Annotated in this window: 10 protein-coding genes; 7 read left to right on the forward strand and 3 right to left on the reverse strand. The window is 64.2% G+C overall.

All coding sequences use genetic code 11. From position 1 onward, the window contains the following. Positions 1 to 72: 72 nt before the first annotated feature. Positions 73 to 2,139 carry a thioredoxin domain-containing protein gene (locus VN004_RS07095; RefSeq protein WP_325608390.1) on the reverse strand — a complete coding sequence of 689 codons (2,067 nt, stop codon included), beginning with the start codon at positions 2,137 to 2,139 and terminating at the stop codon, positions 73 to 75. Positions 2,140 to 2,274: 135 nt separating this feature from the next. Between VN004_RS07095 and VN004_RS07100 the strand changes: the two genes are divergently transcribed. From VN004_RS07100 to VN004_RS07130, 7 genes are all read left to right on the forward strand, one after another. Continuing rightward, positions 2,275 to 3,021, forward strand: coding sequence for a sulfite exporter TauE/SafE family protein (locus VN004_RS07100; protein ID WP_325608392.1), 747 nt, complete (start codon positions 2,275 to 2,277; stop codon positions 3,019 to 3,021). A gap of 55 nt (positions 3,022 to 3,076) precedes the next feature. Next, on the forward strand, positions 3,077 to 4,030 hold the full coding sequence (locus tag VN004_RS07105; RefSeq protein ID WP_325608394.1) for an alpha/beta hydrolase: 954 nt from the start codon (positions 3,077 to 3,079) through the stop codon (positions 4,028 to 4,030). 180 nt (positions 4,031 to 4,210) lie between these two features. After that, positions 4,211 to 5,563 (forward strand): tRNA uridine-5-carboxymethylaminomethyl(34) synthesis GTPase MnmE, encoded by a 1,353-nt coding sequence (mnmE, locus tag VN004_RS07110; protein ID WP_325608396.1) that lies wholly within the window; start codon positions 4,211 to 4,213, stop codon positions 5,561 to 5,563. 133 nt (positions 5,564 to 5,696) lie between these two features. Beyond that, positions 5,697 to 7,568, forward strand: coding sequence for a tRNA uridine-5-carboxymethylaminomethyl(34) synthesis enzyme MnmG (gene mnmG, locus VN004_RS07115; RefSeq protein WP_325608398.1), 1,872 nt, complete (start codon positions 5,697 to 5,699; stop codon positions 7,566 to 7,568). Further along, the gene (gene rsmG / locus VN004_RS07120; RefSeq protein WP_325608400.1) at positions 7,568 to 8,275 is read left to right on the forward strand and encodes a 16S rRNA (guanine(527)-N(7))-methyltransferase RsmG; all 708 of its coding nucleotides are present in this window, start codon (positions 7,568 to 7,570) and stop codon (positions 8,273 to 8,275) included. The genes mnmG and rsmG overlap by 1 nt, the downstream gene beginning before the upstream one ends. A 27-nt stretch (positions 8,276 to 8,302) precedes the next feature. Next, positions 8,303 to 9,169 (forward strand): ParA family protein, encoded by an 867-nt coding sequence (locus VN004_RS07125; RefSeq protein WP_414710239.1) that lies wholly within the window; start codon positions 8,303 to 8,305, stop codon positions 9,167 to 9,169. A gap of 63 nt (positions 9,170 to 9,232) precedes the next feature. After that, positions 9,233 to 10,120, forward strand: coding sequence for a ParB/RepB/Spo0J family partition protein (locus VN004_RS07130; protein WP_325608402.1), 888 nt, complete (start codon positions 9,233 to 9,235; stop codon positions 10,118 to 10,120). A gap of 166 nt (positions 10,121 to 10,286) precedes the next feature. On the opposite strand, the gene holA is transcribed toward VN004_RS07130, so the two are convergent. Together holA and lptE are read right to left on the reverse strand one after the other, a co-directional pair. Further along, positions 10,287 to 11,315, reverse strand: coding sequence for a DNA polymerase III subunit delta (gene holA, locus VN004_RS07135; RefSeq protein WP_325608404.1), 1,029 nt, complete (start codon positions 11,313 to 11,315; stop codon positions 10,287 to 10,289). Between the two features lie 64 nt (positions 11,316 to 11,379). After that, positions 11,380 to 11,970 carry an LPS assembly lipoprotein LptE gene (gene lptE / locus VN004_RS07140; protein ID WP_325608406.1) on the reverse strand — a complete coding sequence of 197 codons (591 nt, stop codon included), beginning with the start codon at positions 11,968 to 11,970 and terminating at the stop codon, positions 11,380 to 11,382. Positions 11,971 to 12,116 lie beyond the last annotated feature (146 nt).

Genomic DNA, 12,116 nt, shown 5'->3' on the forward strand with positions numbered 1-12,116 from the left:
ACAACGCCGCTTCAAGAGTTTGCTGGATGCCCCACTTTCGCGGGGCATGACAAGAAAGTAGCCCGCGCCGGTTTATGAAGCCCCTGCCCTCGCTTCAGTGCTTTGCCCCGGACGGAACGCGGACAGCGCCTCCGGGATCCGGTCCGGATCGGTCACCGGCAGCGAACAGGTTTCGCCGATGCAGATGAAGGCGGCCGGTCCGCTCGCGGCCCTCACCTTGTCCTGCGCGGGATGCGAGGCCGGCAACGCCTCGGCCGAAGGCGCCCGCAGGACCACGCGGGCCACGTGAGGCAGCGCCAGCGCCGCGTTCGTCAGCGTCTCGGCCAGCGGTCCCTCCCCCGTCACCACGATCTCGGCGAGGTTCAGCCGCATGTCGATGGCGTTGAGCAGCGCGACATGGATGAAGAGGTTGTCGCCGCCGATCGCCAGCACGCCGTCGATCAGCCGGTCGGCCCGCTCGCGGAAGCTATGGTCGCCTGTGAAGGCGGCGAGCCGGACGAGGTTCTGTGCGGTGATCGCGTTCGGATTCGGCGTCGCATCGTCGCCGGTCGAGGCCGGGCGGATCACCAGCCCTTCGGCATCGTCCGCCGTAAGGAAATACGTCCCGGTCTGCGGATTGGCGTAATGGCGGTCGAGCGCGGCCTGCCAGGTCAGGGCTTGGTCGAGATAGTGGCGCTCCCCGGTGGCCTCGTAGAGCGAAAGCGCAGCGCGGATCATGTAGGCGAAATCGGAGGCGAGGCCGGGATAGAGCAGACGGCCTTCGCGCCACGAATGGCCGAGCCGGTCACCGCGGGCCATGTTGCGCTGCACAAATTCGAAGGCGCGCACTGCCATATCGATCCAGCCGGGTTGCCAGAAGGCCTTCCCGGCATGGACCAAGGCCGCGATCATCAGGCCGTTCCAATCCGCAAGGATCTTGTCGTCAAGGCCGGGACGGACCCGTTTTTCGCGCTCTTTGTGCAGCATGGAGCGCAGCATGCCGAGTGCAGCATCGGTTTCTTTGCTGCGCGGTAAGCCTTTGAGACGATTGAGAATATTGTGACCTTCGAAATTGCCTTCCGGGGTCACGTCGTAATGCTGCGCAAAAAGTGCAGCATTTTCGCCGAGCACCTGTTCGACCTCGGCGAGCGACCAGACATAGAACTTGCCCTCCTCGCCTTCGGAATCGGCGTCGAGCGAGGAATAGAACCCGCCCTCTGGCGCGGTCATCTCGCGCGCCAGCCAGCCGACGGTTTCTTCGGCGCGTTCCCGGTACAGCATCTTGCCGGTGCGCTGCCAGGCGAGCGCGAGGAGGTCGAGAAGCTGCGCGTTGTCGTAGAGCATCTTCTCGAAATGCGGCACCAGCCATTTGTCATCGACCGAATAGCGGGAATAGCCGCCACCGAGATGGTCGTAGATGCCGCCCTCACTGATCTTCGTCAGGGTCAGGTCCACGATGTGGAAAAACCGGTCCTCCCCGGTCCGCAGCCCGGCCCGCCAGAGATTCTCGAACATGGTGCATTGCGGAAACTTGGGCGCGCCGCGAAGGCCCCCGTTGACAGGGTCCATGGCGCTGCCGAGCTGCAGCGCGACCTGGTCGAGCTCCTGCCGCCCGATGGTAACGCGGTGCGGCTGCCGGGCCGCCTCCGAGAGGCGGGCCATCAGCGCCGAGCGGTTCTGCTCGATCTTGTCCGGTTCTTCCCGAAACAGCCGCGCCACCTCGCGCAGCACGTCGACGAAGGCCGGGCGGCCGTAGCGCGAGGTCGGCGGGAAATAGGTGCCGCCCCAGACCGGCTCTCCGGCTGGCGTCAGGAACATGGTCAGCGGCCAGCCGCCCTGCTCGCCCAGATGATGCAGCGCTTGCATGTAGATTTGGTCGATGTCCGGCCGCTCCTCGCGGTCCACCTTGATGTTGACGAACAGCTCGTTCATCACCCGCGCCGTGGCCTCGTCCTCGAAGCTTTCATGCGCCATGACGTGGCACCAGTGGCAGGCGGCATAGCCGACCGAGAGCAGGATCGGCTTGTTCGTGGCCCTGGCTTCGGCGAGCGCATCCGGGCCCCAGGGCCACCAATCGACCGGATTGTGCTTGTGCTGCAGAAGATACGGCGAGGTCTCGCGCGCGAGCCGGTTTTCGTGGGTCGATACGGCGACGGACATGGTGGCCTCGCTTTGGATTTGACGCGACGATAACGTGCGGCGGCCGAAAAGGGCATGCCGTCATTCCAAATTCGCGAAGGCACCCTTCGCAGATCGGGCATTGCCGCCGCGTGCGACTTGCTTCAAGTGCGGTGCATGGAAGCGTCCGTTTTCCTCACTGCGCTCGTGATCGTCGCCTATCTGCTCGCCGGCTTTGTGAAAGGCGTGATCGGCATGGGCTTGCCGACCGTGGCCCTGGGGCTGCTCGCCGCGGTGATGACGCCTGCGCAGGCGGCCGCGATCCTGATCGCGCCGTCGCTCGCCACGAATATCTGGCAGATGGTGGCGGGCCCTTATCTCTTCGGCCTGCTCAAGCGGCTCGGCGGCATGTTGGTCGGCATGTTTGTTGGCGCCTGGCTCGGCAACGGCATTCTCACCGGCGCGAATGCGAAGCCCGCCGCGATCGGCCTTGGCGTCGTGCTGATCGCGTATGCACTGATCGGCTTGTCGAAGGTCAAATTCGCGGTCGCGCGGAAAAACGAGATCTGGCTCGGGCCGATCGTTGGCGTCGTGACCGGCGCGATCATGGCGGCGACCGGCGTGTTCGTCATCCCCGCCCTGCCCTATCTGCAAGCGATCGGCTTCGAGAAGGACGAGCTGGTGCAAGCCCTCGGCGTGCATTTCACGATATCGACCTTTGCGCTCGCGGCGGTGCTGTGGGACGGCGGTGCATTCTCGCCATCGCTCGGCACGCTGTCGCTGTTTGCGATCGCGCCGGCGCTGATCGGCATGTATGCAGGCCAGCGCGTGCGTGCGCGCATCAGCGCCGAGACGTTTCGGGTCTTTCTGTATATCGGCCTGTTTGCGCTTGGCGTGCTGCAGATCGGACGAAATGTTCTGTAATGCTTTGACGCTGGCGGCTACAATACGCTGAAAGCGTCAAAAGGCGGACCAGTCTATGATCGCTAGCGACCGCTTTCGTCTTCCGCTTTACTTCGCGCTGACCATGGCTTTGACCGCGGTTGCGGCAGCCGCAGACGTCGCGGGCCTCGTCGACATTGGCAGCGGTCGCAAGATGTATCTCGCCTGTCGTGGCGAAGGTTCGCCGGTTGTCGTGCTCATCTCCGGTAAAGGCAACGGCGCTGCCGACTGGAGTGAAATACTCGACCCATCAGATCCGGTACACCAAGCGGATTATGACGCGCTCGCGTGGGGCAAGGGCACGTCGCAGAAAAGCGCATCGGCTGTGTTTCCAGCGGTGTCGCGCTTCACCCGTGTTTGCGCTTATGACCGTCCGGGTGTGAGGCTCGATGGACCGGATCAATCCACCCCTGTTGCGCAGCCGCACAAGGCCGATGTGGCAGCCGACGATCTTCATCGCCTGTTGATTGCCGCGGGCGAGCGCGGTCCGTATGTGCTGGTTGCGCATTCCTATGGTGGCGTGGTGGCCGCTCTGTTTGCACGAACCTGGCCTGATGATGTAGCAGGTCTGGTGATGGTCGACGTCGTGACGGAACTGATCCGGAAGGCCGCGAGCCCCGAAGCGGTGGCGAAATGGGATGAGTTCAACAGGGCATCTGTGCCGGCAGCGCCCGAGGGCGTGTTGCTCGCGGATGCATTCGCGAAGATTGATGCGAAGCCGCCGCTGCGCGAACTTCCGGCGGTGGTGCTGAGCGCCGACAAACCCTGGCAGCCGCCATCGGATGCAAAGAAGACGGACCAGGTGGCGGGTGTCAGTTTTGACGATTGGACGGCATCGGGAGTGCTCCTTGCGAAGGCGCTTAACGCTCCGCATGTCACCAGGACGCGCAGCGGCCACAATATTTACGCTTATTCTCCGCAGCTCGTTATCGATGCCATAAGCGAAGTCGTTCACGCAGTCCGCGCCGGAAGGAAGTCGGTCCCGCACTGATCGCAGATCACGTGTCTGACGTTCAGCTCGGCCACACGCACGGCATCGCTTGGCGTCCGCGCCACCGGTCCATGCGAAAGTCGGTGTTTGTCGTCAGCAGTGTCGGATCGAATACGATCTCAGTCATGCGCTGGTCGATGCCCCTTTACGCGCCTGGCCGAAAGGGCTTCAAGCAGGGACATGACTGCGTCCCCCGACACCATCTACGCGCTCTCGTCCGGCTCGGTGCCTGCCGCAATCGGGGTCGTCCGGATCTCCGGGCCGAAAGCCCGCGACGCACTCAAGGCGGTGGTCGGGCGGGTTCCCGAATCACGGCGCGCCATGCTCGCGACTTTGCGGGACCCGGATACGGGTGAGACCATCGACCAGGCTCTGGTCCTGTTTTTCGAGGGGCCGAACAGCGAGACCGGCGAGGACGTCGCCGAGCTGCAGCTGCATGGGGGCAGGGCGGTGATCGCTGCCACATTTGCCGTACTGGCGCGCCTTCCTGGCCTGCGGCCGGCCGAGGGCGGCGAATTCACCCGTCGCGGCTTCGAGAACGGCAAGCTGGATCTGACGGCGGTGGAGGGTCTCGCCGACCTGATCTATGCCGATACCGAAGCGCAGCGCCGTCAGGCGGTGCGGCAGCTTCAGGGTTTGCTCGGCGACCGAGCCGAAGACTGGCGTCTGCGGCTGATAGAAGCCATGGCGCTGGCCGAGGCGGGGATCGACTTCTCGGACGAAGCGGATGTTGCGGCCGATGTTGCAGTGCGGTCGCTCGATATTGCGCGTTTGCTGCAGCAGGAGATCGCAGCATTGCTGGCCGAGGGCAGGCGCGGGGAGCGTCTGCGGGAAGGTTTGGTCGTGGCCATCGCCGGTCCTCCCAATGCGGGCAAGTCGACGTTGCTTAACCGCATCGCGCGGCGAGACGTGGCGATCGTTTCTCCGTACGCTGGTACCACTCGGGATGTTATTGAAGTTCATCTGGATTTGAGTGGTTATCCGCTAACGTTGCTCGATACCGCAGGCATCCGGGAGACGGACGACCCGGTTGAGCGGGAGGGGGTGGCGCGGGCCCGGGCGCGGGCAGCCGCAGCAGACTTGGTTTTATGGTTAACAGAGAATGAAGCTGCGAATCCGGATCCGGATTCAGGTTTTGGGCCGGATCGCTGGGTCGTCCGCACCAAAATCGATCTCTCCGAACGTGCTGCCGGTGCGGTTCGCCGGCCGGCAATGGCACAACCGCATTTTTACCAGCTGTCAGCGGTGTCTGGAGAAGGGGTGGACCGCCTCATTGCGGACCTCGAAGCTTACGCCAAAGCGAGCCTGGAATCGCGGGAGCCCGCTCTTGTCACCCGCGAGCGGCAGCGCCACCTGCTGGAGCAGGCGGAATCCGCACTTCGGCGCGCGATTTCCGAAGGTGAGGCGGGCCGCGAAGACACGTTTGCGGAGGAATTACGTCAAGCGGCTCAAGCACTTGGCCGGCTGACGGGCCGGGTCGATGTCGAAGATGTCCTGGACAACATCTTTCGCGATTTCTGCATTGGTAAATAACGCATTTACCTTTTGTGATTCGAGTCCAGACTCTTGCCGCAAGGTTTTGAGACTCCTTGGTTTCACGTGAAACGCAGCGCGTCGGACTCGGTTTTTTTGACGCTTTAGGTCGGCTCGACTACATACCGCGCACATGGATCAGCGCTTTGATGTCGTGGTGATCGGCGGCGGGCATGCCGGCTGTGAGGCCGCTGCTGCGGCTGCGCGCCGTGGTGCGCGGACCGCGCTCGTTACCCACCGGTTCGACACAATCGGCGCGATGTCCTGCAATCCCGCCATCGGCGGGCTGGGGAAGGGGCATCTGGTCCGCGAAATCGACGCCCTGGATGGCCTGATGGGGCGCGTTGCCGACCGCGGCGGCATTCAGTTCCGGGTTTTGAACCGCAGAAAGGGCCCGGCGGTCCGCGGACCGCGCGCCCAGGCCGACCGCAAGCTTTACGCGGCGGCGATGCAGGCCGCGATCCGTGAAACCGCCAATCTCAGCGTGGTGGAGGGCGAGGCAGACGACCTTCTGGTCCGGGGCGGTCGCGTGACGGGCATTCGCCTGGGGGATGGGCGTGCGCTGGGCGCCGGGGCGGTGGTTTTGACCACCGGGACCTTCCTCCGCGGCCTGATCCATATCGGCGAGCGCAAGATTCCGGCCGGCCGGGTCGGCGAGGCACCCGCGATGGGGCTGTCAGCGGCCCTCGAGCGGGCTGGTTTTGCTCTTGGACGGCTGAAAACCGGCACGCCGCCGCGCCTGGACGGCCGGACCATCGACTGGGCGGCCCTTGAGATGCAGCCAGGCGACGAACCGCCGGAGCCGTTCTCGACTTTGACCGCCCGGATCGAGAATCCGCAGATCAAGTGCGGGATCACTCGCACCACAGACGCCACGCATGCTGTGATCCGGGCGAATGTGCACCGATCGCCGATGTATTCCGGCCAGATCGACAGCCGCGGCCCCCGCTATTGCCCCTCGATCGAGGACAAGATCGTCCGGTTCGGCGAACGGGACGGCCATCAGCTGTTCCTGGAGCCGGAAGGGCTCGACGATCACACGGTTTATCCGAACGGGATCTCCACTTCGCTTCCCGAAGAGGTCCAGCACGCCCTCGTCGCGACCATTCCGGGCCTGGAGCGCGCGCAATTCATCCGGCCGGGCTACGCGATCGAGTACGACCACGTCGATCCGCGCGAGCTCGAGCCAACGCTCGAAACCCGCCGTTTACAGGGGCTTTTCCTGGCTGGGCAGATCAACGGTACGACCGGATATGAGGAGGCTGCGGCTCAAGGATTGCTCGCGGGCCTCAATGCGGCGTCCCGCGCGAGTGGCGGACAGGGAATCACTTTTGACCGCGCCGAGGCCTATCTCGGGGTCATGGTGGACGACCTTGTTTCACGTGGAATCACAGAGCCCTACCGCATGTTCACCTCGCGCGCCGAGTACCGGCTGGCGCTGCGGGCGGACAACGCAGACCAGCGGCTGACCGAAAAGGGCATCACCCTCGGCTGCGTCGGACCGGAGCGGCGGGAGCACTACCGGGCCAAGGCCAAAGCGCTGGCGGAAGCCCGCGATTATGCCCGTTCGGTGGCGATTTCCCCGACCGAAGCCGCGCGGCACGGCATCATCCTCAAGAAAGACGGCCACCGGCGCACCGCCTTCGAGCTTTTGTCCTATCCGGACATCACGCTGGCGGATGTTTCACGGATCTGGCCACGGCTCGGGGACCTGCCCGCCAAAGTGGCCGAGCAGCTCGAAATCGACGCCAAATACGACGTCTACCTGTCCCGCCAGGCCGCAGACATCGCTGCTTATCGGCGCGATGAAGCCCTCGTTCTGCCAGATGATCTGGATTATGCGGCGATTGGCGGTCTCTCCAACGAAGTCCGCCAGCGGCTGATCAGCCATCGGCCGAGGACCATCGGGCATGCCGGCAAGATCGAGGGCGTGACTCCCGCCGCGCTGACCCTTCTGGTCGCGCACCTGCGGCGGGGCACCGCCCCTCGCGGCGCCGCGAAGTGATGGCCCGGGCCGCTCCCTCGGCCGGCGGCCGCGCCCTCGACATCGCCCTCGCTGCGGATCGGGACAAGGCGCTCGCGCTCGTGGGCGATTCACGTGAAATAACGCCCGCCATCCTGTCCCGGCTCGACCGGTACGTGGCGCTTCTGCTGCGCTGGCAGGCCACCACCAACCTGGTCGCACCCTCGACCCTGTCCGAGCTCTGGACCCGCCATGTCGCCGATTCCCTGCAGCTCGTGCCCCTGGCCCCCAAGGCCCGGCACTGGGTCGACCTCGGGTCCGGAGGCGGATTTCCGGGGCTGGTCGTCGCCTGCATGCTCGCGGACACTGAAGGGGCGACGGTCCATCTCGTCGAAAGCAATCTGAAAAAGGCAGCCTTTCTGCGGGAAGCCGCGCGCGTCGTGGCAGTCCCGGCCAAGGTCCATGCCGTGCGGATCGAAGACTTTGTGGATCGTTTCCACGAACCCGTGGAGATCGTGACCGCGCGGGCGCTCGCGAGCCTCGAAAATCTGATCGAAAGCGCCTATCCATTGTTGAAAAGGGGCGCCGAGGCGCTGTTCCTCAAAGGACGAGATGTAGAGGTTGAATTGACCACGGCATCTAAATGTTGGAGCATAGACGCTGAGTTGATCCCCAGCGTCACAGATTCCTCGGGACGTATCGTTCGGGTCCGATCAGTCGTGCCTTCCGTCCCTGGTTCGACTGATTAAGATCATATTCCTATCGCGAGGCCACAGATGACCGACGCTCCCACCATTGCCCCGACCGACTCGACCGAGCCGGCGGAGCTCGCCCCTGCACCCAAGGCGATGCGGGTCCTTGCGGTCGCCAACCAGAAGGGGGGTGTCGGCAAAACCACCACCGCCATCAATCTCGGGACCGCGCTCGCAGCGATCGGCGAGCGGGTGCTGATCATCGACCTCGACCCGCAGGGCAACGCCTCGACCGGGCTTGGCATCGACCGCAAGAGCCGCAGCCGTTCGATCTATGACGTCCTGGCGGGAGAGGCGACGCTGCGCGATGCGATCCTCACCACCTCGGTGCCGCGGCTGCATATCGCGGCGTCCACGCTCGACCTCGCAGGCATCGAGCTGGAAATATCCACCGCCCGCGATCGCGCCGTCCGGCTGCGCAATGCGCTCAGCCGCCTGAACGAAGGCGCGCCGGAGGGCAACGACTACACCTATGTGCTGGTGGATTGCCCGCCGTCGCTGAACCTCCTCACCGTCAACGCCATGGCGGCCTCGGACGCGGTGCTCGTGCCGCTGCAATGCGAGTTCTTCGCGCTTGAAGGATTGTCGCAGCTTCTGAAGACCGTCGACCAGGTCAAGGAGCTGCTCAATCCGCGGCTGACGATCCACGGCATCGTGCTGACGATGTTCGACGCCCGCAACAATCTCTCGAGCCAGGTGGTCGCCGACGTGCGCGAATTCATGGGCTCGAAAGTCTATGACACCGTGATCCCGCGCAACGTGCGAATCTCCGAAGCGCCGTCCTACGGCAAGCCGGTGCTGGTCTATGACCTCAAATGTGCCGGCAGCGATGCCTATCTCAGGCTTGCGACCGAAGTGATCCAGCGCGAACGCGAACAGGGCGCGCACTGATCGCCCTAACTTTCGGAATTGGAATTGGAGGCACGGGTGGCGCGAACGTCAGGAGCGGCCGACATGGCAGAAGAATCCAGATCGCGGTTGGGGCGCGGCCTCGCTGCGCTGATGGGAGACGTCGGCGCTGAAACGGCTGTGTCGGATCGTGTGCAGAAGCTGCCGCCGCGCAAGGTGCCGATCGAACATCTGAAGCCGAATCCGCACAATCCGCGTCGGCTTTTCGCCGATGAGGAGCTCAATGAGCTTTCGCGTTCGATCAAAGAGCGCGGAATCATTCAGCCGATCGTGGTGCGGTCCGCGAGCGACGGCAGCAAGACTTACGAGATCATCGCCGGTGAGCGGCGCTGGCGCGCATCGCAACGCGCCGGTTTGCACGAGGTGCCGATCGTCGTTCTTGAAGTCACCGATGCGGAAGCGCTCGAACTTGCGATCATCGAAAACATTCAGCGCGCCGATCTCAACCCGCTGGAAGAGGCGGCGGGTTATCAGGCTCTGGCCACGCAATACAATCACAGTCAGGAAGATATCGCGCAGATCGTCGGCAAGAGCCGCAGTCATGTCGCCAACACGTTGCGCCTTTTGAAACTGCCTGACTCGGTCAAGGCCTATATCAATCAGGGCAAGCTGACCGCGGGCCACGCGCGCACGCTGATCAACCACTCCGATCCGGAAGCGGTTGCGCGCGACATCGTCGAAAAGGGGCTGAACGTTCGCGAAGTCGAAAAGCTCCGCCAGGACAACGCGAAGGCGGCCGGCAAGAAGACAAAAAAGTCGAGCGCGAAGGCGCTGAAGGACGCGAACATCGCGGCGCTGGAACGGCAATTGTCGGATGCGCTTGGCCTTGTGGTCGAGATCAACGATCGCGGCCGCGCCGGCGGCACGCTTGGCATCCGTTATCGGACGCTCGACCAGCTCGACGAAGTGGTGCGGCGGCTGCAGCGGTCGTAACGTATCGCAGTGGATGGGTTGATCTGAAATCGCATCGCCCATGTCTTGTCATGCCCCGCGCAAGCGGGGCATCCAGTAAACTCCCGAACCGCATGCGCTTACTGGATCGCCCGCTTTCGCGGGCGATGACAACGGGAGTGATTACTTCTGTGAAACTGAAAGTGCCTTAATTGCGCTTTCTTGCCGCCGCGGCGAGCGTCATCAGCGTGCGTTGCGCGATCGTGTCGGCAAGGTTCGATTGCTGCCGGGTCTGCAACAACGCATCCGCAAGACTTTGCATCGCGTCGAGCAGCCTTGCCGCAGTCCATGCGCGCAGCGCCGCTTCGATCACCGGCTTTCGTTTGAAATGGATCGGTGGACGCGCTCCCTCGATCGCACCGGTGAGCGACTGACCATCCTCGATCGTCATCCGCATTCTGTGCAGGTTCGAAAGGTGACGCAAGGCTGCGGAAATGATGGCACCCGGCGCCGCGCCTTCGCCGCGCGCCTTGGCATAATGCGCCTCCACCTCGGCCGGCTTTCCTGAAAACGCTGCGTCGAGCACGTTGTCGAGCGCCACAGCGGATGCGTCGGCCACCACGGCGAGCACGTCTTCGACCGTGACCTGATCGCGGCCATGGACGTACAGTGCGAGCTTGCGCAATTCGCCGCGCGTTGCCTGACGATCGCCGCCAAGAAACGGCATCAACGCCGCGCGGGCGTCGGGCGCGATGGTGAGCCCGGCCGTCTTCAATTCCTCATCGACGATGCGGGCAACATCGCGTGCCTCATCCGCGTAGCATGCGATCACGGCGACGTTCTTTGCTTTCTCGCACAGCGCGCGCAGCGGCGAAGTCTTGCGCGACTCGCCGGCCTCGATCACGACGCGGCAATCGGGCGAGGGCGCGTTGATGACCGCCTCGACCGCAGAGGCGATATTGCGGCTGCCGGCTTTTACCCAGATGGCGCGCCGTCCGCCGAACATCGGCATGGTGTTGGCCTCTTCGACCAACCGGTAGGGATTGCCGGACAGCTCGTCGCCGTCGATGCGAATCAGGGAGAACACGTCGGCGGGATTGTCGACCGATATGCGAATCAGCGCCTCGGCGCGCTCGCGCACGAGACCCGCATCGGGACCATAGATCAGGACGATCGGCCGCGCGGGATCCGGACGGGCGAGGAAGGATTCGGCGTCGCTTGTCTTGAGGGCAACCATTCACATCGTCCCGTCGACCGCCGCGGCAAGCGCCGCCGCTTCGGATGCCGGCGGAATGTCGGCGTCACCCGCCCGATACGAAATAGGACGCGAGCCGCGACTTGATCTGTTCGGCGATGATGGTCGAAGCCCGGTTCTGGGCGTCGCGCTCGCCGCGGGCGCGGGCAAAACGCTGCTGCTGCCCTGGAATATCGTAGGATTGCCGCGCGAAGGTGCGGCCGGACAAGACTACCTTGCCCGTCGCCAGCTCCGTGAGGCTGTAATTGGCGTCGATGCCGTAGATTTCCATGTCAGGCCGCGCCGTCGTGATGTCGACGATGACGTTCTGCCGGTTGCCCTTGAGGTTGATCTTCAGCTCATATTGCGGCGGCAGTTGTCCGGAGCCGCCGGTCAGCCCGAAAATCAGCGCGTTCCGGACCTCGACCCCGATTCGGGCTTCCGGAGTGCCGTTGGGGGCGTCGATTTCCGTCACGGCGACGCTGGCCATGGCGGTCCGGACCGGAGGCGGTGCGCCGATGGTGTCGTAGGAGGCGTTGCCATAAAGCGGCTGGAAGCACCCAGCCGACAGCCCGGCGGCTCCGAAGGCCAGCCCCAGCGCCAGAAAGCGCCCGATCCCGCCGAGCCGCCTCCCCCGATGTCCCCTAGGCAACGACATTCACGATCCTCTGCGGGACAACAATGACCTTTTTGGGAGCCTTGCCGTCCAGTGCCTTCTTTACCGCATCCAGCGTTAATACGGCAGCCTCGATATCAGAATTTCCTGCATCCCGTGGCACGGTTACATCAGCCCGCTTCTTCCCG

The sequence above is a fragment of the Pseudorhodoplanes sp. genome (assembly GCF_035565855.1).
Classification (GTDB): Bacteria; Pseudomonadota; Alphaproteobacteria; order Rhizobiales; family Xanthobacteraceae; genus Pseudorhodoplanes.